Source organism: Pontibacter roseus DSM 17521 (assembly GCF_000373265.1).
In the GTDB taxonomy this organism is placed as follows: Bacteria; Bacteroidota; Bacteroidia; order Cytophagales; family Hymenobacteraceae; genus Pontibacter; species Pontibacter roseus.
In genome coordinates this window covers 308,000-334,011 of sequence record NZ_KB890762.1, presented here as the reverse complement: position 1 = coordinate 334,011, position 26,012 = coordinate 308,000, and the positions used below count along the sequence as shown (strand labels likewise).

At 53.6% G+C, this 26,012-nt stretch carries 19 protein-coding genes; 11 read left to right on the top strand and 8 right to left on the bottom strand.

Annotation, left to right across the window (positions count from 1 at the left end; genetic code table 11):
• Positions 1-5: 5 nt before the first annotated feature.
• Complete coding sequence (locus B051_RS0107945) at positions 6-1,454, bottom strand: M16 family metallopeptidase (RefSeq protein WP_033316761.1); 1,449 nt, start codon at positions 1,452-1,454, stop codon at positions 6-8.
• Between the two features lie 353 nt (positions 1,455-1,807).
• Positions 1,808-2,362, bottom strand: coding sequence for a fasciclin domain-containing protein (locus B051_RS0107940; RefSeq protein WP_018477661.1), 555 nt, complete (start codon positions 2,360-2,362; stop codon positions 1,808-1,810).
• A gap of 237 nt (positions 2,363-2,599) precedes the next feature.
• Here B051_RS0107940 and B051_RS0107935 point away from each other — a divergent pair, with 237 nt between their 5' ends.
• The 3 genes from B051_RS0107935 (at position 2,600) to B051_RS0107925 (ending at position 6,961) form a co-directional block, all read left to right on the top strand.
• Positions 2,600-4,207, top strand: coding sequence for a class I SAM-dependent methyltransferase (locus B051_RS0107935; RefSeq protein ID WP_026236262.1), 1,608 nt, complete (start codon positions 2,600-2,602; stop codon positions 4,205-4,207).
• Positions 4,204-4,704 (top strand): GNAT family N-acetyltransferase, encoded by a 501-nt coding sequence (locus tag B051_RS0107930; RefSeq protein ID WP_157578693.1) that lies wholly within the window; start codon positions 4,204-4,206, stop codon positions 4,702-4,704. The genes B051_RS0107935 and B051_RS0107930 overlap by 4 nt, the downstream gene beginning before the upstream one ends.
• Before the next feature lie 151 nt (positions 4,705-4,855).
• Positions 4,856-6,961 (top strand): M13 family metallopeptidase, encoded by a 2,106-nt coding sequence (locus tag B051_RS0107925; protein ID WP_018477658.1) that lies wholly within the window; start codon positions 4,856-4,858, stop codon positions 6,959-6,961.
• 60 nt (positions 6,962-7,021) lie between these two features.
• Here B051_RS0107925 and B051_RS0107920 read toward each other — a convergent pair whose 3' ends face one another.
• On the bottom strand, positions 7,022-8,290 hold the full coding sequence (locus B051_RS0107920; RefSeq protein ID WP_018477657.1) for a hypothetical protein: 1,269 nt from the start codon (positions 8,288-8,290) through the stop codon (positions 7,022-7,024).
• Between the two features lie 140 nt (positions 8,291-8,430).
• Positions 8,431-10,002 carry a malate:quinone oxidoreductase gene (locus tag B051_RS0107915; protein WP_018477656.1) on the bottom strand — a complete coding sequence of 524 codons (1,572 nt, stop codon included), beginning with the start codon at positions 10,000-10,002 and terminating at the stop codon, positions 8,431-8,433.
• Between the two features lie 425 nt (positions 10,003-10,427).
• Between B051_RS0107915 and B051_RS0107910 the strand changes: the two genes are divergently transcribed.
• The 5 genes from B051_RS0107910 (at position 10,428) to B051_RS0107890 (ending at position 17,753) form a co-directional block, all read left to right on the top strand.
• Positions 10,428-11,471: a hypothetical protein gene (locus B051_RS0107910; protein ID WP_018477655.1), complete on the top strand. Its 1,044-nt coding sequence runs from the start codon at positions 10,428-10,430 to the stop codon at positions 11,469-11,471.
• Between the two features lie 251 nt (positions 11,472-11,722).
• Positions 11,723-14,338 carry a penicillin-binding protein 1A gene (locus tag B051_RS0107905; RefSeq protein WP_018477654.1) on the top strand — a complete coding sequence of 872 codons (2,616 nt, stop codon included), beginning with the start codon at positions 11,723-11,725 and terminating at the stop codon, positions 14,336-14,338.
• Positions 14,339-14,441: 103 nt separating this feature from the next.
• Positions 14,442-15,116, top strand: a complete 675-nt coding sequence (locus B051_RS0107900; protein WP_018477653.1) for a response regulator transcription factor — start codon at positions 14,442-14,444, stop codon at positions 15,114-15,116.
• Positions 15,116-16,390, top strand: a complete 1,275-nt coding sequence (locus tag B051_RS0107895; protein ID WP_018477652.1) for a sensor histidine kinase — start codon at positions 15,116-15,118, stop codon at positions 16,388-16,390. The genes B051_RS0107900 and B051_RS0107895 overlap by 1 nt, the downstream gene beginning before the upstream one ends.
• A gap of 82 nt (positions 16,391-16,472) precedes the next feature.
• On the top strand, positions 16,473-17,753 hold the full coding sequence (locus B051_RS0107890; RefSeq protein WP_018477651.1) for an SdiA-regulated domain-containing protein: 1,281 nt from the start codon (positions 16,473-16,475) through the stop codon (positions 17,751-17,753).
• 56 nt (positions 17,754-17,809) lie between these two features.
• Here the strand turns inward: B051_RS0107890 and B051_RS21040 are convergent, their stop codons facing one another.
• The 3 genes from B051_RS21040 to B051_RS0107875 all read right to left on the bottom strand — a co-directional run bounded on the left by B051_RS21040 (position 17,810) and on the right by B051_RS0107875 (position 20,726).
• On the bottom strand, positions 17,810-18,628 hold the full coding sequence (locus B051_RS21040) for a phosphatase PAP2 family protein (protein WP_026236261.1): 819 nt from the start codon (positions 18,626-18,628) through the stop codon (positions 17,810-17,812).
• Between the two features lie 120 nt (positions 18,629-18,748).
• Positions 18,749-19,606 carry an aminotransferase class IV gene (locus B051_RS0107880; protein ID WP_018477649.1) on the bottom strand — a complete coding sequence of 286 codons (858 nt, stop codon included), beginning with the start codon at positions 19,604-19,606 and terminating at the stop codon, positions 18,749-18,751.
• Positions 19,590-20,726: a DmpA family aminopeptidase gene (locus B051_RS0107875; protein ID WP_018477648.1), complete on the bottom strand. Its 1,137-nt coding sequence runs from the start codon at positions 20,724-20,726 to the stop codon at positions 19,590-19,592. The genes B051_RS0107880 and B051_RS0107875 overlap by 17 nt, the downstream gene beginning before the upstream one ends.
• A 180-nt stretch (positions 20,727-20,906) precedes the next feature.
• On the opposite strand from B051_RS0107875, the gene B051_RS0107870 reads away from it, so the two are divergent.
• From B051_RS0107870 to B051_RS0107855, 3 genes are all read left to right on the top strand, one after another.
• On the top strand, positions 20,907-21,674 hold the full coding sequence (locus B051_RS0107870; protein ID WP_018477647.1) for a S1/P1 nuclease: 768 nt from the start codon (positions 20,907-20,909) through the stop codon (positions 21,672-21,674).
• Positions 21,675-21,906: 232 nt separating this feature from the next.
• Entirely contained in the window at positions 21,907-22,098 is a 192-nt protein-coding gene (locus tag B051_RS0107865) for a cold-shock protein (RefSeq protein WP_007659836.1), read from the top strand.
• A gap of 834 nt (positions 22,099-22,932) precedes the next feature.
• The gene (locus tag B051_RS0107855) at positions 22,933-24,597 is read left to right on the top strand and encodes a M1 family metallopeptidase (RefSeq protein ID WP_018477645.1); all 1,665 of its coding nucleotides are present in this window, start codon (positions 22,933-22,935) and stop codon (positions 24,595-24,597) included.
• A gap of 142 nt (positions 24,598-24,739) precedes the next feature.
• Here B051_RS0107855 and B051_RS0107850 read toward each other — a convergent pair whose 3' ends face one another.
• Positions 24,740-25,870: a hypothetical protein gene (locus B051_RS0107850; RefSeq protein ID WP_018477644.1), complete on the bottom strand. Its 1,131-nt coding sequence runs from the start codon at positions 25,868-25,870 to the stop codon at positions 24,740-24,742.
• Between the last annotated feature and the right edge of the window lie 142 nt (positions 25,871-26,012).

The window sequence follows — 26,012 nt, the reverse complement described above, 5'->3', positions numbered from 1 at the left end:
GCGGTTTAGCTTTTTGCCTGGGGGTTTACAATCAGTACAGTACGGTTAGTCGGGCGCAGGTACTCCTGTATGGTTTTCTGTAGGAGCTGTGGGGTGACTTTTCTGAACTCAGCTTCCAGGTTGTTGATGCGGGCCGGGTTATCGTCAAATAAGGCGAATGAGGCCAGCAAATCAGCCGTACCGAAGCCCGAGCCTTGCGCCAGCTGGTCATATAGGGAAGAGCGCATCTTGACGATGGCCAAATCCAGCAGTTCCTGGCTGATGCCACCCTGCTCCAGCTTCTGTATCTCCTGGTCAAGGACCGTCACGATGGAATCGGCGGTCACGCTGTTGTCGTGAATCAGGCTGCCCATCCAGAGCATGGGGCCGTTGTAGTTGTACATGTTGCCCAAGAAGGCGTTGATGCCACCATCCACTGAACCGGCGTAGCCTCGCTCCTGCACTAGCGCCTGGTACAGCCGGCTATCGTTGCCCTGCAGCAGAATCTGGTCCAACAGGCCCATGGCATAATACTCCGGCGTGTTGCGCTCCGGCATGTGGTAGGCAAAAGCCAAGGCGGGCCGGTTAGCCAGTTTGTCGTCTTTGGTGAAGCGCTGCTCCTTTTCCTGGCGCGGCTCCGTCAAATCGGCTTTGGGAGGCAGGTTGCCGGCAGGTATACCTGCAAAATACTGTTGAATCCAGTTCTTGGCCTGGCCCGTTTCGAAATCACCCACCACGACCACCACGGCATTGTTAGGTGAATAATAGGTGTCGAAAAACGACTTCACGTCCTCCAGATTGGCAGCATCGAGGTCTTTTAAATCACCATAGAAGTTATGGGCGTTGTACCAGTTCTTGTTGGCGTACTGCGGCATGTCTAGCCAAGGAAACCCACCGTAGGGCTGGTTGAGCACGTTCACCTTCACCTCGTTCTTCACCACACCCTGCTGGTTGGTTAAGTTCTCCTGGGTGATATTGAGGCCCTTCATGCGGTCAGCCTCCGCCCAGAGCATGGTCTCCAACTTATGGGCTGGCACTGTCTCGAAGTAGTTGGTGAAGTCAAAGCGGGTACTGCCGTTCAGCACGCCCCCATTCTTCTGCACCAACTGGATAAACTCCATCTTGCCCAGGTTCTCGGAGCCCTGGAACATCATGTGTTCGAAGAGGTGGGCGAAGCCAGTGCGGTTTTTAGGTTCAATGCGGAAGCCGATGTTGTAGTACACGGCCACCGTCACCACGGGAGCCGTTTTGTCGGGTGAGAGCACGACCTTGAGACCATTGTCCAGTTTGTAATAATCGACGGGAACTTGGTAGGAAGATTCAGTGGGTGCCGCCGGACTGGCAGGTTCCGCCGTGGTTGCGGCTGCCTCCGTTTCTTGGGTGGGAGTGGTACGCGGGCTGCAGGAGGCAACTGCCAGTACAAACAGCATAAGCGGATACCGGATGAATTGTAAATGACTCAGTTTAGGATACATAAGGTGCTGACGTTTTAGGTTGTAGATAAGCTATTCCTGAATACTGAGCATTTTACGGCAATCACATAAATTATATTCTATTTTTTATAATTATTTTACATAATTATAAAACTTTAACACTTTTTGTTCATTTATCTACCCATTTAAGATTCAACAACCTTTGATTCAGGTATAGCTGTAGGAGGAGTGGCCATACCCAGTTACCACCCTGAATGTACCCACTCCCACAGTAAAAATGGGTCGGCCATACCATGTGCTAAGACAAGGTATGGCCGACCCATAAAGTAACTTCTGTGTGAACCGATGGATAAAATGTTCTTAGAGGCTGCCTATAAGATTTTGCCTATGGCTACCTATTTGGGCAGCAGCACCTGGTCAATCACGTGAATCACACCGTTTGAGGTAGGTATGGAAGCCACGATGTTGGCACCGTTCACGGTTACTTTGTCGCCGTTCACGCCCATGGTCACGCGTCCGCCATTCACCTGGCCCAGGCTCTGCCCATCCTCGAATCGGTCGGTGTTTAGCACGCCAACATACACGTGGTACTGCAGCACATTGCGCAAGTCGCTCTTCTTGGCCGGCTCCAGCAATCCTTCTACCGTACCTGCCGGTAGTTTCTCAAATGCCTCATTAGTCGGCGCGAATACCGTGAATGGTCCGGCATTGGACAGCACATCGACCAACTCAGCTGCTTTCACGGCAGCTACCAACGTGGTATGGTCTGGAGACCCTACGGCCGTCTGCACGATGTTTTTCTGTGACTCGTCATCTGCCACGGCAGACTGACCCGCACCTGTTGTTTCTACCTCTGTAGCTGCCGCTACTTCCTCTTGTTGTTGTGAGGAGTTGCAGGAAATAAGGCAGGTAGCTGCCACTGCTATTACTGCTAGTTGTAAACTTTTCATGTGAGTATAACGGTTTAGTTTTCAGTTATGTAAAGATTAAGTATTCCTAAGTCCAGAAATATGACGGTGCTTAGCTAAAAAGATGATTTTAGTTACTTATTTTAGGGCGATGTCTATTTTGATGCAGTATTTGGCACCTGGTGTGACTGTGTCGTAAGACACGAAACTACCGCTCCCGCTTTAGCAAGAAGTATGGCAGCAAGTGCTGTGGATGCATCAGAATCTGAAAAAAACAACATGAGAAACAAAGCTGAACTAAGGGAAACAATATTCCGGCATCTGGATGGCTTGGTGTCGGCGCCTACTGCCTTTGCCCTGCACGAAAAAGGTGTGCTTACCCATTTACTGACCCACAAGAAGGCTACCCTATCAGAACTGGTGTCAGCCTTCAAAGCCAATGAAGGGTATCTGAATGTGGCCCTGCGCGTGCTGAGTTCCCAAGGTTGGCTGGAGCAGCACCTGGACAATGCCACCGATGAAATAGCCTACAGTCTGACCGAACGAGGGGCCATTGCTTTCCCGCTTGTTCCGCTGTACGCTGACGTGGTGCGGCTGATGAAGCTCTCCGGTAAATTCCACCCCCGCAAGTTCGAAAAGGAGCCTTACCAGGTATGGGCCCAGATAGCCGACAGGTATAGGCATAACTATGGAATCCCCTTTTCTGAAAATGCCCAAGAACGCGAAGTGCAAGAGCAGTTGCTAACCCACATAGAAGGAATGCTAGTGGGGCCGACCATCGTGCTGCTGGGCATGAACGGCATGTTTCACAAATATTTCATGGAGACGCGCTTCAGCCCCGAGGAATTCCATGAGAACCACGAGGACTTCCGCAAAATACTGGACCTGTTCACGCACCTGGGCTGGTTCCGAAAAGTGAATGAGCAGTATGAGTACACAGAAGAGGGCATTTTCTTCGCCAAGCGGGGCAGCGCCTACGGCGTGACGGTCTCCTACATCCCCACCTTCCGTCACCTGGACGAGCTGATTTTCGGTGACCCGAACATTCTATGGAACAAACCAGAAGGTGCACCAGAGCTGCACGTTGACCGCGAGATGAACGTCTGGGGAAGCGGCGGCGCCCACTCCACCTATTTCAATGTGATTGACGAAATCATCATCGAGCTCTTCAACCGTCCTATTGAGCAGCAGCCCAAAGGTATACTGGATATGGGTTGCGGCAACGGTGCTTTCCTGCAGCACATGTTTGAGGTGATAGACCGGCAGACGGAGCGCGGCAAGGTGCTGGACCAGTACCCGTTGTTCCTGGTCGGGGCCGACTTCAACCAGGCTGCTTTGAAAGTGACCCGGGCCAACCTCATCAAAGCGGATATCTGGGCCAAAGTCATCTGGGGAGACATCGGGCGGCCTGACCTACTGGCCCGCGACCTGCTGGAGAACTACAACATCGACCTGAAGGAACTCCTCAACGTGCGCACCTTCCTGGACCACAACCGCATCTGGGAGCAACCAGCTACCCGCACCGAAGGCAGAATCAGCGAATCCACCGGGGCCTTTGCCTTCCGGGGCAGGCGCCTCAACAACAACGAGGTGGAAGATAACCTGCTGGAGCACCTGCAAAAGTGGACGCCCTATGTTGGTAAGTTTGGCCTGCTGGCCATGGAACTCCATACTATCCCGCCTGCCTTGGCCGCGGCCAATCTGGGCAAAACGGCGGCCACTGCCTACGACGCCACCCACGGTTTCTCGGACCAGTACATTGTAGAAGTGGAGGTATTCCATAAGGTGGCAGGCGAGGCGGGCCTATACCCAGAGAAAGGAGCCTTCCGCCGCTTCCCAGACTCGGACCTGGCCACCATCAGCATCAACCTGCTCAAAGGCCATTGAGACTGAGCTTCCTCTACGAACATACACTATACCTATACCTATACCTCATGCCGATTATCCGGAGCGCCACCCTGCAGGACATCCCTTCTATCAAGTCCATTGACCAGCTTCTGTTCCAGGAGGACAGTTATCCGCTCTTCGTGCTGCGGCAGTTTTATGACATCAGCGCGAAGTATGTGAAAGTGGCCGAGGTGGACGGTGCGGTGGCTGGTTACATCATCGCGCACTATTCTCCAGAGCAGGCCATTGGCTGGCTGCTGTCGCTGGGGGTGCTGCCCAACTTCAGAGGCAGGCGCTTGGGGGAGCAGCTGATGGCCGCCTGCGTAGAGGAGATGGCAAATCTTGGAGCCAAAGAGATTTTCCTGACCGTGCATCCAGACAATGCCTCTGGCCTCCATATCTATACCCGCATGGGCTTTGAAGTACGGGAAGAGCAGTCTGATTATTACTTTGACAGTAGCCCCCGGCGGCTGATGAGTCGTCGCTTTTCAGGTTAATTGGTGGCAAAACGAATTTTCGACCCGATTCTGTGGTTGTTAGAAAAAATAAAGTCGGGTTTTTCCTGAAGAAACCTTATTTTGTGCCGTCAAAAATGCTCTTCATATTGACGGAGCCCGACTTGACATTTAAATACACATTCATCCAAAAATGAAAGAAACACAAGAAAACACTTCTTCTCCGCTGCAAGCGGCAGGAACTACTGTTTGGAAAAACCGCCTGAGGCTGTTGCTTTTCGGAGCGGCTACTTTCTGCGCACTGGAGGTATCGGCCCAGTACGGCGGCAAACCTACCAAACAGGGTAAATTCATTGACAAGTCCAACATGGACCTGAGCGTGAAGCCCGGCAATGACTTCTATACCTACGCCAACGGGGTATGGCTCAAGAACAACCCGGTCCCGGCTAAGGAAACCCGCTGGGGCAGCTTCAACGAGCTCCGTGACTTCAACATCAACGCCGTTAAGACAATCTTAAGGGAGTCTGCAGCCAACACCAAGGCACCGGCTGGCTCTATCGAAAAGCGCGTGGGCGATTTCTATGCCGCCGCCATGGACAGCGCTGCCATTGAGAAACTGGGTTATACCCCAATTAAGGCAGACCTGGAGCGCATCAAAGCTATACAGGACGTAAACGGTGTGCTGAACGAAACAGCATTCCTGCGTACTTCCGGAGCCGCTTCCCCTATGTTCGGCTTCTATGTGGGCCAGGACCGCAAGAACGTGGAGGTAATGATTCCACAGCTGAGCCAGGGCGGTACCACCCTGCCTGACCGCGACTACTACCTGAAAAACGATGCCCGCAGCACCAAAATCCAGGAGTCGTATAAGAACTACATCACCACTCTCTTCACCTTGACCGGTGTAGACAAAGCCACTGCCCAGAAGAACGCTGAGACCATCTTCAACCTCGAGAAGAAAATGGCTGAGGCCCAGATGGCCCGCGTGGAGATGCGTGACCCACACAAAACTTACAACAAATTCGCCGTAGCTGACTTCAGCAAATCCACACCGAACATGGACTGGAAAGCGCTGATGACGAAGATGAAGGTTTCTGGCGAGGACACCATTCTGGTGAACAACCCGAAATTCTTCACCGATTTGAACGGTATGCTGACGTCTACTCCAGTAGCTGACTGGCAGACTTACCTGCAGTGGAACGTATTGAAATCAGCCGCGCCATACCTGAGCAACGACTTTGTGAACGCAAACTTCGCCTTCACCCAGACCTTGACAGGACAGAAAGTACAGACCCCGCGCTGGCAGCGCATGTCGTCTCTCACAGACGGCACCATTGGTGAGCTGTTGGGTCAGCTGTACGTGGCCAAGCACTTCAAGCCGGAGGCGAAAGCCCGTATGGATGAGATGATTGCCAACCTCATCAAAGCCTACGAAATCCGCATCAAAGGTCTGGATTGGATGAGCGCTGAGACAAAAGAGAAAGCCTTGGCGAAACTGAGCACCTTCCGTCCGAAAGTGGGTTACCCTGAGAAATGGAAGACCTATGAAGGCCTGGCTATCAGCCGCAGCAACTTCTTCCAGAACGTGCGTAACGCCGGCCAGTGGGGCTACAACGACATGGTGAGCCAGCTCGGTAAGCCAGTTGACAGAACCAAATGGGGTATGACGCCTCCAACCGTGAACGCTTACTACAGCCCGGTGATGAACGAAATCGTGTTCCCGGCAGGTATCCTGCAGTTCCCGTTCTTTGACCCGAACGCGGATGATGCGGTGAACTACGGTGGTATCGGTGCCGTTATCGGCCACGAAATCTCCCACGGCTTCGACGATTCTGGCAGCCAGTACGACAAAGACGGCAACCTGCGCAACTGGTGGACGGCTGAAGACCGCACCCGTTTCCAGGAGAAGGCTAACCAACTGGTGGCGCAATACAATGCCTACACTGTGCTGGACACCATCCATGTGAACGGCAAGCTGACCCTAGGTGAGAACATCGGTGACCTGGGTGGCCTGAGCGCCGCTTACGAAGCCTTCAAGATGACGAAGCAGGGCAAGTCGAACAAGAAGATTGACGGCTTCACCCCAGACCAGCGCTTCTTCCTGTCCTGGGCACAGGTATGGAGAGGCAACACGCTGCCTGAAACGGAAGCACAGCTTATCCTGACAGACACCCACTCTCCGGGACAGTACCGCACCATCGGTGCTCCGGTGAACATGGATGCCTGGTACAAGGCCTTCGATGTGAAGCCTGGTGACAAGCTTTACAAGAAGCCTGAAGACAGAATCCGTCTCTGGTAATTGGAAATACCTTTAATAGAAACGCCACCCATACCTCGGTTTGGGTGGCGTTTTTGGTTCTCAGGTTTTTGTCTTCTTCTTTTTGGCGGCCGGAAAGAGAACGTTGTTCAGGATGAGCCGGTAACCGGGTGAGTTCGGGTATAGTGAGAGGTCGGTGGGAGGAGCGCCGGGCATGTGCTGGTAATCTTCTGGGTCGTGGCCGCCATAGAAGGTCCAGGTGCCTTTGCCGAAGGTGCCGTTCATGTAGCGTGCCTCGTTGGCTTCCTTCGTCTCCCCCATCACGTTCACATCAGGTTTGATGTGCTGGTTTTTGAAGGCCGTCGTCTGTCCCATGAAGCCTTTGATAGTAGTCTCATGGTTCTGTGTGAGCATGGAAGGTATAGGGTCCCACTTGGCGGAGAAAGTGAATAGCTGGAAATAGTCCTGCGGTTGATAGATGCCCCGCTCATGCCGCTGGTTGTCGATGCTGGAGAATTCCCGGTTGTAGGGCTCCAGGTATACCTCGAAATCGCGGAAGGCAAAGGTCTGGCTGTAATCCAGTTTCTGCTGCGCCTGCGGGTCAGACTCGTCCCCATCGAACAGCTCCCCCACTATGTCGACGCCATTGGCTGCCAGCGCAATGTCATAGCTGTCGGTGGCCGAACACATGGCGAACATGAAGCCTCCTCCCGCCACGAATTCCTTTATCTTACGGGCCACAGCCAGCTTCATCTGCGGCACTTTGCTGAAGTTATACTTGCGGGCAATCCCTTCTGACTCCTCCTGCATGGCTTGGAACCACTCCTCGTTACGCCAGCGGCCCATGGCCTTGCCATACTGGCCAGTGAAGTCTTCGTGGTGCAGGTGTAGCCAATCATAGCCAGGCAGTTGCCCTTCCAGCACCTCCTCGTCAAACACCTGGTCGTACGGAATCTCGGCGTAGGTGAGCACCAGCGTGACGGCATCGTCCCAGGGTTGGGCCGTGTTGGGGGAATAGACGGCGATGCGCGGGACTTTCTCCAGCTTCATCACCTCCATATTGGCATCGGGGTGGGCAATCTGCTGCAGGATATCCTGGTAGCGCGCATCGGTGAGCACCTCGTAGGAAATGCCGCGTGCAATCAACTCCATCTCCAGTTGCTGTGCGTGCTGGAAGGCAAAGCTGCCTCCCCGGTAGTTCAGCAGCCAGTCCACCTCTACCTCCTGCCCCAGCACCCAGAAGGCCACACCATAGGATTTCAGGTGGTCTTTTTGGGTGGCATCCATAGGGATGAGTAGCCGTGAGGCAGATGCCCCACCAGCCAGGGTCAGCCAAAGGACCAGCGTCAGCATAGCTCGTATACCCTTCATCACGCGATGCAATAAAACACACAGGATAGCTATGTTTTATTACGCATCTGACTGATACACTGTATACTGAACCCCAGAATAAATTTCACTTCGGCTGGATTTCTGAAACTGGCAGACTGAGCTAGGCTATACCTTAAAGCTTAGCTTTTAGCCATTCCTCTATTAGAGGCATCAGAAGTATCACTTTCCTCCGGCTGCTCCAGCACCACGTTCTCCAGTCCCAGCACCTCACTGGTCCAGGCGCGCAGCCCGCGGAGCAGTTCCGCGTTTTGTGCCAGCGATTGCCCATAGGATGGTATCATCTGCTTCATCTTGCTTTGCCAAGCTTCCGTCTTCACCTTGTCCGGGAAGCAGCGGTGCAGGAGGTTCAGCATGATAGACACAGCCGTGGAAGCCCCTGGAGATGCGCCTAGCAAGGCCGCCAGCGAACCATCGGCGCCGCTCACAATCTCAGTACCGAACTCCAGCACGCCGCCGTGCTCCGGGTCCTTCTTGATGACCTGCACGCGTTGTCCGGCTATCTCCAGCTGCCAATCCTCGGGCCGTGCCTCTGGATAATATTCCCGCAGCGCCTCCACCCGCTCGTCCGGAGACTGGCGCACCTGGTTGATAAGGTATTGCGTGAGGGGCAGGTTTCTGACGCCGGCAGCCAGCATCGGATGCAGGTTGTTCACTTTGAGCGAGAGCGGCAGGTCAAAGAAGGACCCGTTTTTGAGGAACTTGGTCGTGAAGCCGGCATAAGGGCCAAAAAGCAGTTCACGTTTCCCGTTGATGAAGCGCGTATCCAGGTGGGGCACCGACATGGGCGGCGAGCCTACCGAGGCCTTTCCGTATACCTTGGCGTGGTGCTGCTCAATCACAGCCGGGTTGGTGCACTTGAGCCATTGCCCGCTCACCGGAAAACCGCCAAAGCCCTCTCCTTCAGGTATACCTGACTTGAGGAGCAGCGGCAGCGATCCGCCTCCTGCTCCTATGAAAACAAAAGAACCCCGGACTTTCCGCTTCTCCCCTGTCTCTCTGTTCTTTATTTTGAGGCGCCACCGCATGTCTTCCTCCTGCCGCAGCTTGCGCACCTCCTGCCCAAAGTGCAGGGTTACGCCTTCCATCCTCCCCAACTGCTCAAACATACAGCGGGTCAAGGCACCAAAGTTCACATCCGTGCCCAGTTCCATCCGCGTGGCAGCCACCTTCTGCAGCAAATCGCGCCCTTTCATAACAAGAGGCATCCACTCAGTGAGCTGTTCACAGTCCTCTGAGTATTCCATACCTTGGAACAGATGGCATTGCGTCAGGGCCTGGTGGCGCTTCCTGAGGAACTCCACGTTGCCATCGCCCCACACAAAGCTCATGTGCGGTATGCTTTGGATGAAGTGTTCCGGCAACTTGATGTGTCCCTGTTCAATCAAGAACGACCAAAATTGCTTCGACACCTCAAAAGACTCGGCTATGGTGACCGCCTTGGCGGTTTCTATGGTGCCATCCGCACGTTCCGGGGTATAGTTCAACTCACAGAAGGCGGAATGCCCCGTACCCGCATTGTTCCAGGCATCAGAACTCTCCGCTGCTGCCACGTCCAGCCGTTCGAAAACGGCAATGCGGAGACCAGGCTCCAGTTCCTTGAGCATCATGCCCAAAGTCGCACTCATGATGCCTGCCCCAATCAGAACCACATCCACTTCATCTGCTCTCAATGCTTTGTCTTTCTCTATCATATGCTGTTCACCCTATTGTCTTGCACCATAGTACGTGATAGCAGTGGGGAGGGATGAGTGGGTTAAAAGCAGGGAAATTGACCTCCCCTGTGCCATCTGCTTAAGAGGCCAGGTTTTATGGGGAACGTCAGACTATTGTGGGTGAACGTACCCCTGACACTGGTGATTGAAGCATCTGGCCCACAAACAGCACACCAATCATTAAACTCCTTGAACTCATATACTTACAATAGGGTTTATCAAGCATAGCATCAATTTAATAGCTTGCATGACGTCCAAAACAGGCTATGTAAATGAGGCTTTTTAACCAGTTTAAAGGATTGATTGCACCACCAATCTGATACACAAAAAGGCATCAGTCGCATGGCGAAAAAGCTTTGCACTTACTGATTCAAGTTTGAACAAAAAAGTACCGAATAAACCAAATGGAAAAATCGTTCTTATCTGTACCACAGCAAAACAAGCTTAACACCAACACGAAACAACAGAGCCTAACTACCTCTGACTTCATTTCCATCAGTTTCAGCCCCAGCCTGAAATACCTGCATGTCGAGTGGCTGAGGCCTGTAGTAGGCGAAGAATACAGACAGTCGGTGAGGATGATTGTCAGAAGCGTCGCCTTTCTGCGGGCTGAGTACCTTCTAGTTGACGTTACCGCTTTAGCCATTCCGTCGCGGGAAGACCAGGTCTGGACCTACTCCTTTTTGCTGCAGGCACTCACCAAGACTTCTATTAAGCGGAGTGCGCGCGTGGTCTCCAACATATTGCAACAGCAGAGCGCCATGCAGGATTTAGTGACCCAAACAGAAAGGCTTCCCTATGAGATTGGCCTGTTCCTGAGCAAGGAGGAGGCGAAGCAATGGCTGCTGAAAGATAAAATACAGTCTTCTTTGCGCGTAGAGGACAAAGTCTCCATCCCGCTGAACTTCAACCTGAAACTGCGCAGCCAGAAGGTAAATCGCCCATACAAGGAGCAGGAGCAACCAAGCAATCCATCTGCAAGCGTTAGCCGATTAGAACAAGATGAGGACAGGCTACCCAGTCTGGTCAACCTGCGCACCGACTATGTGGGTATTTCGATTGACCACTCCCTGAACCTGATGAGCATCCGCTGGATAAAATGCCCTGAAAGCCGGCAGTACCGGTATGGTATGTTGAAGGCAGGTCGGGCGCTGATGGAGCATAGACTGGAGCGCGTGTTGCTCAACAACCAGCGCCTGGGCATACTCACTCTGGAAGACCAGGGATGGCTTGTGAGTGCATCTGTTGAGCTCCTTCCCAAAACCAACATCAAAAAGCTGGCTGTAGTGACATCTGCCGATGCCTTGCAGCAAATGAGCAGCGAGGCCATCGGCTGCAGGCTGAAAGCAGCGGCTCTCTGCCACCATGCACGTTATTTCCTGACCGAGGAAGAAGCCATTGAGTGGCTGTTATCAGAGGATGACCCAGAACACCTCACCTCCTTTTAAGTGTAATCCGGCTAATGGCCTTTTACAGGGCATAACAATCTAGCCGAACACACTCCGCACATCCATCAGATTTTTCATAACTTGCAGGTTTTCGCAAGCCTAGGTATAGGCAGGTCATTTCAAGCTTATCTATACCTGGCTTCTGCTGCCGACGTATTGTTGCCATACCTTAGTGAATGGCGCAATTATTGCCCTAAGGGAGCAGCAGACATAGTCGGCCAGAATGGCCGGAAAAGGATATACCGCAACAGATGGGACGTGTTCTCTTAAAAATCATCAGATTCATTACCTACGGGCTACTTGTGCCACTGACCAGTTTTCTGGGTACGCAGTTCCGTCTCTTTTACCAGAGCCAGAAACCGAAACTGACGTCCGCCTACTGGAATCGCAAATGGCAGAACCTGCGGCAGTACAACTGGCTAAAGCCCGGCCTGCCCGAGTTCAGAGCTTTGTTGCGCTTCTCGCTGAAGGGTATCCTGTTCCTGCTCCTCGCCTTTTCCATGTTCTACCTGGCGGTTTTTACGGGTGTACTGGGGGGCGACTTGCCTTCACGAAGAGAGTTGAAAGAGCTCCAGAACAACACCGCTTCTGAGGTATACTCTTCTGATAACGTACTCCTTGGGCGCTACTACATACAGGACCGCACGAACATATCCTATGACAAAATCGCACCCGTTGCCGTAGACGCCCTCATCGCTACGGAAGACGTGCGCTTCTATGACCACAGCGGCGTGGATGCCCGCAGCCTTTTCCGTGTGTTCTTCAAGTCGCTGCTCCTGCAGCAGGAAAGCTCGGGTGGAGGCAGCACGCTGAGCCAACAGCTGGCCAAGAACCTTTTCCCGCGTAAAAGCCGCAGCTGGCTGGCCATGCCCGTGAACAAAATGCGGGAAATCATCATCGCCCGCAAGCTGGAGAGTATCTATTCTAAACAGGAGCTGCTGGAGCTATACCTGAACACGGTGCCAATGGGCGGCAACCTGTACGGCATCGAGCGGGCCTCGCGTCGCTTCTTCAACACGACGGCCGATTCGCTCAGAACCGAGCAGGCCGCCGTACTGATAGGAATGCTCAAGGCCACCACCACCTACAACCCGAGGCTGCACCCGGAGCGCTCCCAGCAGCGCCGTAACGTGGTCCTCAACCAGATGGCCCGATACGATTTTCTGACTACACAACAGGCTGATTCCCTTAAACAACTCCCACTTAAACTCAACTATCACTATACCACTCACAACGATGGCATGGCGCCTTACTTCAGGGAGCAGCTACGTCAGGAATTGGTGGCCTGGGCGTCCAACCAGCGCAAGAAAAACGGCGAGCCTTACAACCTCTACACCGATGGCCTAAAGATTTATACCACCATTGATTCCCGTATGCAGCGTCATGCCGAGCAGGCAGTCCGGAGAAAGATGGCCCAGTTGCAGCAGCAGTTTGATGCACACTGGAAAGGGCGCACACCTTGGGGAAGCGATGCCAGCGTCATCCAAAACGCCATGCTCCGCTCTGACCGCTACCGGAAGCTGAAAGCGGCCGGCGCCTCTGACGCGGAGGCTGCCGCTTCGTTCCGAAAGGCTATACCTATGAACGTGTTCAGCTGGAGCGGAAACAAGACCCGTGACATGACTCCGATGGATTCCCTGGCCTACTACCAGCGCTTTCTGAACACGGGGCTGCTGGCCATGGAACCGGCGACGGGCTACGTGCGCGCGTGGGTAGGCGGCATCAACCACCACGTGTTCAAATACGACCATGTGCGCTCCCGACGTCAGGTCGGCTCCACGTTCAAGCCCTTTGTGTATGCCGCCGCTCTGGAGAAAGGCATTGCCCCCTGTACCTACTTCGCCAACGAGCAGCAGGTATACCCGGCGTTCGAAAACTGGTCGCCCCGCAATGCCAACGAGCAGTATGGCGGTGAGTACACCATGCGCGGCGCCTTGGCACACTCCGTGAACACAATCTCGGCACAGCTCATCATGGAGGCCGGCGTGGACCGTACCGTAGCCCTGGCGAAGCGCGTTGGCATAGAGCAGGACCTGCCGCGCGTCCCTTCCCTGGCATTGGGAACCGCAGACCTTTCCCTGTTTGAGATGGTGAGCGCCTATGCCACCTTCGCCAACGGCGGGTATAAGGCGGCACCGGTATACGTGTCGCGCATCCTGGACCGCAACGGCAACGTCATACGCCAGCACCGGCCTGGAAGTGATGCCCGCCGGGTGTTGAACCGCGAGAATGCGGCCATCATGCTGCACCTGATGCAGGGCGTGGTGGAAGAAGGCAGTGCCGCCAAGCTGCGCTCCGAATATGGGCTGCGCATGGACATAGCCGGCAAAACAGGCACTTCGCAGGAGCATGCCGACGGCTGGTTCATCGGCATCACCCCTGACCTGGTGACGGGCGTATGGGTGGGAGCCGAAAGCCCCAAGGTGCGCTTCCGTACTCTGACCATGGGCCAGGGCTCCCGTACGGCGCTGCCGGTGTGGGGCGAGTTCATGGCACGCGTGACCAAAGACAAGGAGTATGCCGAATACCGCAGCAGCCGCTTTGCACCACTGCCTCCGCGCCTGCTGACCGAACTCGACTGCGCCCCTTTCCGGGAGGAGGCACCGGAGCCAGAGAACTTCTTGGACCGCCTGTTCAACAACGTAGCGGGCAAAGTGACAAAGAGCTACGATGACTGGAAGAACCAGAGCCGGAACAACCGTTCTAAGAAAGAGCGAAAAGCGGAAAAGAAGAAGCGCGAGTGGGAACGTGAGTTCGACAAGAAGATGGAAGAGCGCGAGCGGGAACGGCAGAAAAGACTAGAGGAGCGTAATCGGGAAAGCCAGAAGCGCGCCCGGGAAAGAGCCAAAAGAGAGAACGGTTGGTAGGTATAGCTATCCTGCTTAAGCCACCATACCTATACCTGCAGTCAGCGTAACAGCACAGATTTCCTTCAGATTCCGTACCTATACTTCGCCGTATACCCTAACTATGAAAGTGCTGATAATCGAAGATGAACAGGCCTTGAACGCCTCTATTGTGACCTACCTGCAGCAGGGAAGCTATACCTGTGACTCCGCCTTGAATTTCAGGGAAGCGCGGCAGAAAGTGATGAACCAGCCCTATGACTGCGTGCTGGTCGACCTGACCCTGCCTGACGGCAACGGCCTGGACATCGTGCGGCTGCTCAAGGCCAACGACCCGGAGACGGGCATCATCATCATCTCTGCCAAAGACGCTTTGGATGATAAAGTCGCTGGCCTGGAACTCGGAGCGGACGATTACCTCACCAAGCCCTTCCACCTCTCGGAGCTGAACGCCAGGCTTAAGTCTGTGCTCAGGAGGCGCAACTTCAACGGACAGAAAGTGCTGCAAGCCGGCTCATTGGAGGTATACCCGGAATCTGCCGAGGCGATGGTGGACGGTCAAAAGCTGACGCTTACCAAAAAGGAGTACGATCTATTGCTCTATTTCATCTCCAACAAGAACAGGGTGCTCACCAAAGAGTCCATCGCGGAGCACCTGTGGGGGGACCACATCGAGGGGCTGGATTCACTGGATTTTGTGTACACGCACATCAAAAACCTGCGCCGCAAGCTGGTGGAGGCCGGAGGCGAGGACCCTATCCAGACGGTATACGGCATGGGCTATAAGTTCAGCAGCTGATGCGGATTCTCACCAAAACCAGTCTCTACTACCTCCTCGTCTCCGTTATTGTGTTCCTGTTGGGTGGCCTGAGCTTCTACAAAATCATGCAGGTGGAGATTTACGACGAGGTGGACGACCAACTTTTCACCGACAAGGAGAACATCCTGGAGTACATCCGGCAGAACAACGAGTTGCCCAGTGTGACCTCAGGTATTTCGGAGGCTATCCTGGTCAAAGAAGTCACAGTGGCCTCTCCTACCCTGGAAGCCCTCTCCGATACGCTCATTTTCAGCGCCTACGATGAGGAGTTCCTCCCCTTCCGGAAGCTGACCTTCACCACCTACCAGGACGGGAAGCCCTACCAGTACACCATCCTGAAATCGCTCATGGACTTTGATGACCTGTCTGAGAGCACGATGCTGGCCATGGGATGGATTTTCCTGCTACTGCTCTTTGGCCTGGTCACAGTCAACTACATCATCAACCGCTTTGCCTGGGCTAATTTTTACGATACCCTGGCGAAAGTGAAAGGGTATAGCCTAAGCCGCTTTCAGCCGCTGCACCTCCGCTCGTCTAATACGCGTGAGTTTCAGGAGCTGAACGAGGTGCTGCTGGCCATGACCGACAAAATACACGGTGACTACCTCAACTTGAAGGAGTTCACCGAGAACGCCTCGCACGAGATACAGACCCCACTCGCCATCGTGAGCAGCAAGCTAGAGCTTTTCATGCAGTCCGAGAACCTCACGCCTCAACAGGCCACTATGCTGGAGGAGATGTACAGTTCCGTCAACCGCCTCGGCCGCCTCAATAAATCACTTATCCTGCTCACCCGCATCGAGAACCGGGAATTCAGCGAGCGGGAGCAGCTCCCACTCCACGAACTCCTGAAAGAGCAGTTGGAGCAGCTGCACGAGATTATGGAGATGCACGACCTGGAGCTTCTTCCCCCAAAGCTCGAGGCGGTATACCTGACCATGAACCGGGGGCTGGCCGAGGTGCTGGTGTCTAACCTACTGCTCAATGCCATCCGGCACAACCAGCCGGCCGGTACCATTGAGGTGCGGCTCAGCCAGGAACAGCTGTGCATCAGCAACACCGGCTCTGCACTTGAAGGGACTCCCGAGGAGCTGTTCCGGCGGTTCATGAGCAGTAAGGACCAGGCCGGCTCGCTAGGTATCGGGCTGGCCTTGGTGAGCAAGATTTGCACGGTTTACCGACTGCAGCCCAGCTATACCTACACCGATGGTTTGCACCGTCTCTGCATAAAATTCCAAAAAAATCGCGCTTGACCCCCGTTTCTTCAAATTGTCTTCAGAATCACAGAGTATACCTTGATTAATAAGAATCTAAAGAAGACAAACTGATACGAAAATGAAGAAAAATACGATTATGGCCTTTGCCCTGGCAGCCCTGCTGGCGGGCAGCAGCTGCAACAGCATCTGGCCTGAAACAGAAGTACCGGAAGCCGTAAAAGATACATTCGTGGAGCTATACCCTTCTACCCAGAATGTGGAATGGGACCAGGAAGCGGAACTGTATGAAGCCGAGTTCCTGATAAGCGGACGGGAGCGCAAAGCCCTGTTCCGGCCCGATGGCACCTTAGTAAGCTACACCGAAGAGATTGAGGAACGCCACCTGCCTGGGCCTGTGCAACAACTGCTACAGCAAAGCTATAACCAGTACAAGGTAGACGAGGCCCATCGGGTGCAGAAAGGGGAAACCGCTCACTTTGAGGTGGAGTTGGAAGACAAAACCAAGGAGCTGTGGCTCTTGATGAACGAATCCGGCGAAGTACTGGAGCAGAAACCAGCCTCAAAACCCGCTGCGTCTAAGCGCGAAGCTGCCTCTCTCCTTCCTCTCTCACCGACGGATCCTGCCAGTGGCACAGACTTGAACGCCCCTACCAGCCAATGGACTCTCCCAGCTGAGCTGCAAGAGGTATCAGCCATTGCCTTGTTAGAAGATGGCCTGATGGCTTGCGTGCAGGATGAGGAAGGCAAGATTTTCCTGTATGACCTGGAGAAGAAATCCATTGTGGACCAAATCAGCTTCGGCGGCCCTGGGGACTACGAAGGTATAGCCATCGTCGGGCAGGATGCCTACGTGCTGCGCAGCGACGGTAGTCTTTTTGAAGTGCCCGACTTCAGAGGCGGCCAGCCTAAGGCCGTAACGCATCAGGCTTCGTTCCCCACCAGTATCGACATGGAAGGGTTGGCGTATGATGCCTCTAACAACCGGCTGCTGCTGGCCCCCAAAGGGCATGACGAGAAGTTGGGAGACGCGAAGGGCATCTACGCCTTCTCGCTCTCAGACAAAAAGATGCAGTCAGAGCCGGTCATGACCATCTCCATGTCACAGGGGCAGCTGAGCGCTACAGGCAAAAAGAAGAAAAAGTCTAAGTTTGATGCCTTGCAGCCTTCGTCCCTGGAGGTGCATCCTCAGAATGGCACATATTACATGCTGGATGCGGCCAACAGCCGCCTGCTGACTTTGGACGACAAGGGAGCCATACAAAAGGCACAGCCGTTAGATAAAAAGCTTTTACGTCAGCCTGAGGGGCTTGCCTTTGGGCCTAACGGAGAGATGTACATTTCCAGTGAGGGCGGCAAAAAAGGGAATGGCCTGATTGTAAAGTACCCCAGCGGGATATAAAGAGAAATAGATACTAACAGAAAAGCCCAGTTTAGTACCGGGCTTTTCTGTTTTACTCAGGGTAATCGGTACATAACGGCTATACCTCCCGCGCCTCCACCATAAAACGGCATCAGGCCGATTTGCTTCTTCTTGAGGTAGCCTTTTGCTATTTTTTCCTGCACAAGCGGATACACCAGGTATACCGCCTCAGCCGACAGAATGCCTATGCCCGCTCCGGCCAGTACATCAGACAGCCAATGCCTGTCGTTGAGGATGCGCATGGCACCCGTGGCCACGGCAAAGGAATAACCCGCCACACTGTACCAGGGACTCCGCTGGCCATACTCCTTGTGAAAGAAAGTGGCATAAGCAAAGGCCGCGCTGCTGTGCCCTGACGGAAAAGCATCGTTGTTGGAACCATCCGGTCTGTTGACGTCCAGCATGCTTTTGAGGTTGTTGGTGATGGTCTTGTTGAGGAAGTAGGTCATTCCTAATAGAATGGCTTGCTCAGCGAAGTGGTGCTCCCCTTTCACGCCTGCTACATTGAGTCCGATAGTCATCGCCAATGGAGCATAGTAGGTATAGTTGTCTACCGTGGTCTCAAAGCCGCTGTAGTGGCGCTGCACCACCCTTCTGAGGCCTCTGCTTCCCTCGAACAGTCCTTCATCATCCATGTGCGTGATGCCAGCCCCAATCAACAAGACAGGTATAATGGCTTTCCGGATGGTGGGATGCAGGCGACGCCTGGTATCCTCTGCCTGAACCAGGCTGCTGTCAGTAGGGACGACCAGCTGTACTGAGTCGGGAGTGGAGGTGCTGTCCGGTAGCGCGGGCTGGGCCCATGCTGGAATCTGAACGAGAAAAAGAATAGAGAGCAGTAGTTTTATTCGCATAAAGCACAACATTATACCTCTATTATACTGCCTGAATCTGAAGAAAATCTGAAGTCTATGAAAAAAAAGAGGTCACTACGTGAATTTGTAGTGATTCACCTCCCAAACCATTGCTTTTGGCTATACCTTGGCCACAGAAACCTGCTCCTCTTCGAGTGCTATCAGGTCTTGGAGTAGCGCCAGTGACACATCGCCTGGTTTGCCTGTTCCTATGATGGTGTCGTCCACTTGCACGATGGGCAGCACACGTTTGGTCGTGCTGGTCAAGAAAGCTTCTTTGGCTTGCGCAATGTCTTCCAGCGTCACCTTGGCCTGCTCAGCCCTATACCTGCGGCCGGCAATCTCCAGCACCCGCTTTCGGGTCACGCCCGGGAGCACGTTTTCCGCTGGGGTCACTACGGTGTTGTCCTGCCGCACAATGAAAAAATTGCAACGCGGAAATTCCGACACAATGCCCTGCCGGTGGTAGAGCACCTCTTCCGCCCCCTTGGCTTTTATCTGGCTGATGAGCCGGATGCCCATGGAGTAGTTGATGGTCTTCGCCGTCGGGATTTCCCGCACATAGTCATGGGTGATGATTTTGATGCCGTTCTCTACCTTGCTTTGGGTGGGCAGCGTGAGGGGATGCTGCGTGATGAGCAGGTTGGGGGCAACCGGCGTGAAGCCATCGTCGGAGTAGCCGCCCGTCAGAATCATCTTCAGACCCGACACCTCCAGGCCGTTCTTTTGGACGAGTAGGAAGATGGTGTGTTTCAGCTCTTCGCGCGAAAGCGGCAGTTGCAGTTCCATCTGCTGGGCTGAGCTAAGGAAACGGTCCAGGTAATCGTCCAGGAAAAGGGGCGTGTTGCCGTGCACTTTCACAAAGTCGAACACTCCATAGCCGCGCTGGATGGACAGGTCGCTGATGTGGAGAAAGGCCTGGTCGAGTGGCACCACCCCCCCGAGGTTGTAGGCGAAGAGCTTAGCGTTTGATTGCATTGTATTTTTTCATAATCTTGATGACTTGGTTTACGGGCAGGGCCCCCACTTTGTGCTGCTCCTTGCCTTCCATGGTCTCTGCCATGAATAATGAGTTGATAATGGCTTCTTCCGTCGCCTCGATGGTGGCCATAAATAGTGGGGACATCTCATCGTTGCGCAGCAGCGTGACCGTCTGTGTTTTTTCAGAGGAACTGTAGGGTATGCGCAGCCCCTCGTTGGTGGAGAAGGCGATGACATAATCGCCGCTGCCATTGGAAGCGATGCCGCCTGTCCGGGCCAATCCCATCATGGCGCGCTGGGCGATGCGTTCCAAATTACGGGCATCGACGGGCGCGTCCGTCGCCACGACCATCATGCAGGAGCCGTCGGCGCTGCCCAACACCTGTTTGCTAAAGGCGAACTGTTGCAGTTCCTCGCCCACTGGAACGCCGTCAATTTGCAGCACCCCACCAAAATTGCTCTGTACCAGCACCCCCACGGTATAGCCGCCAAGGCTTGCAGGCAGCTTACGCGAAGCCGTCCCGATACCGCCTTTATAGCCGAAGCAGACGGTGCCTGTTCCCGCTCCTACATTGCCTTCCGCCACAGCGCCGGTGGCAGCTGTACGTATGGCTTCGGTTACGTGCTTCTCCTGCACATGGCGGCCGCGTATGTCATTCAGCCCCCCATCATTCGTTTCGCCTACCACTGCATTCACCGACTGCACCTGCTCATTGCCGGGCTGCTGCAAGGTATAGTCCACCACGGCATTCAGGGCAGTGCCCACTCCCAGGGTGTTAGTCAGGATGATGGGCGATTCCAGGTTGCCTAGTTCCTGCACCTGCGTGGTTCCGGCCAGTTTCCCGAATCCATTGCCTACGTATACCGCAGCCGGCACCTTTTGCTGAAAGAGGTTATCGGTATGCGGTACAATGGCCGTCACACCTGTACGCACCTGCTGGCCCTGCACCAGTGTGGTGTGCCCCACCCGCACGCCCGGCACATCCGTAATGGCGTTGTGTGTTCCGATAGGTAGCACCCCTATCTGGATACCGTAGTCCCGCGCCCGTTTACGCTCCTGCCCGGTGGCATCAAATAAAACTGCCATCATCAGCAAACCTATTAAATATAGCTTCATATCAATTGCATAAATTTCATTCCTGACAAGACAGCTATACCTCCATACCATACCTACGCTACCAGCCGCTGAACTATACGTTACCCAGATTCATTCTTTGAAAGAATTGACTTTCGGATGACACAATTAAGCAAAAAAGACTTTGTTTTGCAGCTTATAACCTTCCAATACTTATCACCCATGAAAAAAATAATTTGCGTCCTGCTATTTCTCCCTTTGTTCATAGGAGAGGCATTTGCCTGGGGCCAGAACGGACACCGCGCTGTAGGACTGATTGCAGAACAGCACCTGAGCAGAAAAGCGAAGAAGAAGATTAAAAAAGTGCTGCACGACAATTCCCTGGCGGAGGTATCGGTGTGGATGGACGACATCAAATCTGACAAAGCCTACGACCATACCCACGACTGGCACTGGGTGACTATACCTGCCGGGATGAAGTATGAGCAGACGGAGAAAAACCCGAACGGCGACATCATCATGAAGATAGAGGAGGCGGTAAAGGCGCTGAAAGACGAAGACCTGAGTGACAAACAGCAGCAGGAGTATCTGAAGTATCTGGTGCACCTGGTAGGCGATTTGCATCAGCCGCTTCATGTGGGCAAAGAGGGCGACTCAGGTGGCAACGCCGTGAAACTCCAGTGGTTCGGTCAGTCCTCGAACCTGCACCGCGTATGGGACTCCGAAATGATTGACGGCAAGAACCTCAGCTTCACGGAACTGGCCAGATTTGTAGGCTGTCCTGACAAAAAGCAGGTGAAACAGTGGCAAGCCACCGGCGTGCGCGACTGGGCATATGAGTCGGTGGGACTGCGAAACCAGGTATATGCGATTCCGGAGGACGGTCGGTTGAGCTACCGCTACAGCTACGAGAACTTCAGCACCGTGGAGCAGCGCATTCTGCAGGCGGGTGTCCGTCTGGCTGGTTTGCTGAACGAAATCTACGGCTAAACTACTCCTTAACCCTCAAAGGGCCCGGCAGCTTCCTTAAGGCATGGCTGCCGTGCCCTTTGTTGGCTGCCTATAATCAACCTGTATGGAGTCAGGAATTAAATGGAAGGCGAGTTAAACGCTTCTTTTTTAGCACCTGGAGGCACTTTTTTAAATTATTTGCAAAAAGTTGTAAACTATCAGGAACAATTTTACGTCTTGAGGTGTCAATAGGTAATAACAACAAAAAATCATGAGTAACGGAAAAGTAAAATTCTTCAATGAGACCAAAGGTTTTGGCTTCATCAAAGACAGCGAAACAAACGAAGAGTACTTCGTACACGTAACAGGTCTGATTGACGAAATCAGAGAAAACGACGAAGTAACATTCGAAGTGAAAGAAGGTAAAAAAGGACTAAATGCGGTGAATGTGAAACTAGCTTAGTCTAGCTATATATAACGCAAAATCAAGCAAAGGGCCTCTCAGCATGAGAGGCCCTTTGTATTTTGAAGATTTCATACTTGGCTCTGCAACCTGTATACCTATGGTGAGCAACCCATCAGACTTTCTATACCTGAGATGATAGGTGTTGTTGGAGAGTTGACTGCTTTTACTGTTGGTATCTATCATCTTGCATTGTTTCATCGCTTTGCCTGTGCGGCGGGCACCTACTTTTCTCCTTGATGGGAAAGTAGGCAAAAAAGCCAAGACGCTCCTTTCTCGAGGGGCCCTACCCCCACTCGCTGAACGCTCAAATAGTGGAGCGCCTACAAGGTGCACCTGGCCCATACCGCTGCTCTGTTGCTACAGGGCAACTCTCCCCTTGAGGGGAGTCAGAGGGGTGTTAAGGCTTTACCTGCTCACGCTTCTGTCAATCTTATACCATTCCCGTCACTCTAAAACACACTCTGTTTTTCCGACGGAAGGAGGAATCTGCTAGCATTGCACCCGCCGGTGCGAGCGCAGCGGGAACCGGCGGTGGAAAATGAGAGTCGGTCTGCACCTGGAGTTTTCCTCTGTTTCCTCCCTCGTTGTCCTCAGAAAAGCCGCATCTGCGCTGGCGCTGGATTTGCGGCCAGTAGGGCGTGAGATTCCTCCTTCCGTCGGAATGACAGAAATAAAAAAAAATGACTGTGAACGCAGAAGAAGCCCCTCCTGATAACCAAAGACTAGCTATACCTGGCTATACCTTATCAACCTTACAAATAAACCACAACCAATGCTGATTTTAGCGCTAAATTCGTAATTTGGGAATGTGAACCTTCAACCATAGCACGCATGAAACAGCTCTTTAGACAAAATAAAGCTATCTTCCCACTGGCCCTTGCACTGCTTTCGCTGGGGGCTGCAGAGGCCCAGGCGCAGCAGACGCCGACCTTCTCCCGGCAGGACACCCTGCGCGGCACCATCACCCCGGAGCGGGCCTGGTGGGACCTCAGTTACTACCACCTCAACATCAAGGTAAACCCGACCGACAGCACCATCTATGGCGTCAACACCATCCAATATAAAGTGCTGGAGCCTCACCAGGTCATGCAGATTGACCTGCAGCCGCCCATGCGTATGGAAAAGGTGATGCAGAACGGGAAACAGCTGGAAGTGAAACAAGAGGGCAATGCCTATTTCGTGCAGCTGGCAGAGCAGCAAAAACCCGGAGCCGTGAACAAAGTAGATGTACACTACGGCGGCAAACCGCAGGTGAGCGTGAATCCGCCCTGGAGCGGGGGCATCACCTGGAGACGCGACAATAACGGCAAGCCTTTCATAGCCAGTTCCAACCAAGGCGACGGCGCCAGCCTCTGGTGGCCGTGCAAAGATCACATGTACGACGAGCCCGATAGCATGCTCATCAGCGTGTCCGTACCCAAAGAGCTAACGGATGTCTCCAACGGTCGCTTGCGGAAAATAGATGAGAACCCGGACGGCACCCGCACCTTCCACTGGTTTGTCTCCAACCCCATCAACAACTATGGGGTGAACATCAACATTGGGGACTATGTACACTTTGGTGAGAAGTACAAGGGAGAAAAAGGCCTACTTGACTGCGACTATTACGTGCTGCGCGATAACCTGGAAAAGGCGAAGAAGCAGTTCAAGGATGTACCCCGTACCATGCAGGCCCTAGAGCATTGGTTTGGCCCCTACCCTTTCTATGAAGACAGCTATAAGCTGGTGGAGGTACCCTACCTAGGTATGGAGCACCAAAGCTCAGTCACCTATGGCAATGGCTACCAGAACGGCTACCGGGGCAAAGATTTGAGCGGCACCGGCTGGGGCCTGAAGTTCGATTTCATCATCATACACGAGACAGGCCACGAGTGGTTCGCCAACAACATCACCTACAAAGATGTGGCCGATATGTGGATTCACGAAAGCTTCACTGCCTACTCTGAGTCGCTGTTCCTGGACTACCACTATGGCACCAAGGCAGGCAATGAGTACACCATCGGCAAGCGGGCAACTATTAAAAACGACAGGCCCATGATTGGCTTGTATGACGTGAACTATGCTGGCTCCGGTGACATGTATAACAAAGGCGCCAATATGCTGCACACCCTACGCCAGTTGGTGAACGACGATGATAAATTCCGCAGCATCCTGCGCGGCCTGAACAAGGACTTCTACCACCAAACCGTGACAACCCAGCAAATTGAAGGTTATCTGGCTAAGCACTCAGGCAAGGATTTAAGCCTATTCTTTGACCAGTATCTGCGCGATACCCGCATTCCGGAACTGGAGTACCGCCAGGAGAAGAACAAACTGGTTTACCGCTGGAACAATGTAGTGGAAGGTTTTGACATGCCGGTGAAGGTATACCTGAACGGCAAAGAGCAGTGGCTGAACCCATCGACGGAATGGAAGGAAATCAAGAAAGTGAAAGCCGGAAGCACCTTTACCGTAGACCCTAATTTTTATGTAACGGCGAGCAGCCAGACAACCTAGGTATAGTCGCGACCTAAAACGAAACACCCGCTTCACCAATGAGGAGAAGCGGGTGTTTCGTTTCTTAACCTGGCCTGCTAAACTCACCTTAGTCCCGAAGGCGGCCTTTTGTGGCCAAGTCTGAACAAGTTGAATCTAACCCCTACTTCACAGCGAATTCCATTAGCTCCTTCTCCAGTCGCTGGTTCCACCGCTCCTGTGCGGCCTGGTCTAGGCCATGGCGTGTTTCGCCATCGTAGGCGTCCTGCAACTGGTTCATCTCCCGGTACGATTCAATGAATTGGTACTGGATGATGCTGTTATAATCCTCCACCGACAGCATCTCCGGTTTTATTTTCTGCTTGAACCGCTCGGCCACCAGTTTCACGATATCAAAGTGCCGCTGCTCGTGGTTCAGACCATAGGCATCCTTGGAGGCTTCTTTCACCCAGGAAGAACTCTTGAGCACGTATACCTTCAACTTCAAATCCAGGTGCACGATGCCGTTGATTACCTTGCTGTCGCCCTCGTAGGAAAAGCTCGGGAACACGGTGGCGGAGAAGCGGCTGGTCGTGTTAGGGCTCGCCTTAAAATCATTCCAGTTCAGGGGGCGGTCAGGCGAGTAGAAGACCGTGTCCAGGTCGGCGGAAGTGGTGTAATCCGTAAACGAAACTTTTATACCCTTAGCCAGCTTCTCATTGGTCGGGGCCTCCCGGTCCATCCAGGTGTTGAGGTAGCGTAGCGCCTCCACCAGCGACTGTCGCAAAGCGGGTTCGGTCACTTCATTCTTGCCAGCCGGTCGGGTATAGCGGGCGCCTCCTTTGTACTGCAACAACGGCACGGACTCCTCCCCCCGCTGCAGTTCATACGCCATCACCACGGCCACAGTGCCTTCCACCCTTCTAGCTGCGACAGGCTTCTCCTTTACGCTAAGCTCCTGGAGCCGGATGGTGACCGGCCGGAGGGATTTGTTCTGGGGCACACTCATCCGCATGAACTGGCGTATAGCAACCAATCCCCCTCCCTCCAGGTCTACCGGCTGGGCTTTGGCCTGAGAAGCGGTAGCGCTAGCGACAGGCAACAGGTAGGCCACCGCCTTCTTGTCGGCCCGCTCATCCACTATATCGGCAATGTAAAACTCCTTGGGCGTGAAAGGCAGCTTTTCAGGACGCAGCACAAGGCTGCCGGTGCTGTTGTCGGGCAGCGCGGCTGCACTCAGGAAGAGCAAAACCAACACCGGAAGCAGCGCCCGAAAACTAAAACGGGCAAAAATATCTTTCGGTTTAAAGTGCATAGAGTAGGTAAAAAAATTGTTTTAGCAGCAACCAATGAGTAGCAAAGATGAGTTGCCATACCTTGCAGATGGAACATATGCCTGCTAGTTTCAGTTCGCAAAAAGCAGGTATAGCCGCATCTTGTTTATCATAATTCATCAA

Bases quoted from the DNA above. Each gene is read 5' to 3' on its own strand.
- B051_RS0107890 (WP_018477651.1), top strand. From the start codon at position 16,473: ATGAAGAAAAATACGATTATGGCCTTTGCCCTGGCAGCCCTGCTGGCG.
- B051_RS0107870 (WP_018477647.1), top strand. From the start codon at position 20,907: ATGAAAAAAATAATTTGCGTCCTGCTATTTCTCCCTTTGTTCATAGGA.
- B051_RS0107915 (WP_018477656.1), bottom strand. From the start codon at position 10,002: ATGATAGAGAAAGACAAAGCATTGAGAGCAGATGAAGTGGATGTGGTT.
- B051_RS0107855 (WP_018477645.1), top strand. From the start codon at position 22,933: ATGAAACAGCTCTTTAGACAAAATAAAGCTATCTTCCCACTGGCCCTT.
- B051_RS21040 (WP_026236261.1), bottom strand. From the start codon at position 18,628: ATGCGAATAAAACTACTGCTCTCTATTCTTTTTCTCGTTCAGATTCCA.
- B051_RS0107905 (WP_018477654.1), top strand. From the start codon at position 11,723: ATGGGACGTGTTCTCTTAAAAATCATCAGATTCATTACCTACGGGCTA.
- B051_RS0107900 (WP_018477653.1), top strand. From the start codon at position 14,442: ATGAAAGTGCTGATAATCGAAGATGAACAGGCCTTGAACGCCTCTATT.
- B051_RS0107895 (WP_018477652.1), top strand. From the start codon at position 15,116: ATGCGGATTCTCACCAAAACCAGTCTCTACTACCTCCTCGTCTCCGTT.
- B051_RS0107875 (WP_018477648.1), bottom strand. From the start codon at position 20,726: ATGAAGCTATATTTAATAGGTTTGCTGATGATGGCAGTTTTATTTGAT.
- B051_RS0107850 (WP_018477644.1), bottom strand. From the start codon at position 25,870: ATGCACTTTAAACCGAAAGATATTTTTGCCCGTTTTAGTTTTCGGGCG.
- B051_RS0107910 (WP_018477655.1), top strand. From the start codon at position 10,428: ATGGAAAAATCGTTCTTATCTGTACCACAGCAAAACAAGCTTAACACC.
- B051_RS0107945 (WP_033316761.1), bottom strand. From the start codon at position 1,454: ATGTATCCTAAACTGAGTCATTTACAATTCATCCGGTATCCGCTTATG.
- B051_RS0107920 (WP_018477657.1), bottom strand. From the start codon at position 8,290: ATGAAGGGTATACGAGCTATGCTGACGCTGGTCCTTTGGCTGACCCTG.
- B051_RS0107880 (WP_018477649.1), bottom strand. From the start codon at position 19,606: ATGCAATCAAACGCTAAGCTCTTCGCCTACAACCTCGGGGGGGTGGTG.
- B051_RS0107940 (WP_018477661.1), bottom strand. From the start codon at position 2,362: ATGAAAAGTTTACAACTAGCAGTAATAGCAGTGGCAGCTACCTGCCTT.
- B051_RS0107935 (WP_026236262.1), top strand. From the start codon at position 2,600: ATGAGAAACAAAGCTGAACTAAGGGAAACAATATTCCGGCATCTGGAT.
- B051_RS0107925 (WP_018477658.1), top strand. From the start codon at position 4,856: ATGAAAGAAACACAAGAAAACACTTCTTCTCCGCTGCAAGCGGCAGGA.
- B051_RS0107865 (WP_007659836.1), top strand. From the start codon at position 21,907: ATGAGTAACGGAAAAGTAAAATTCTTCAATGAGACCAAAGGTTTTGGC.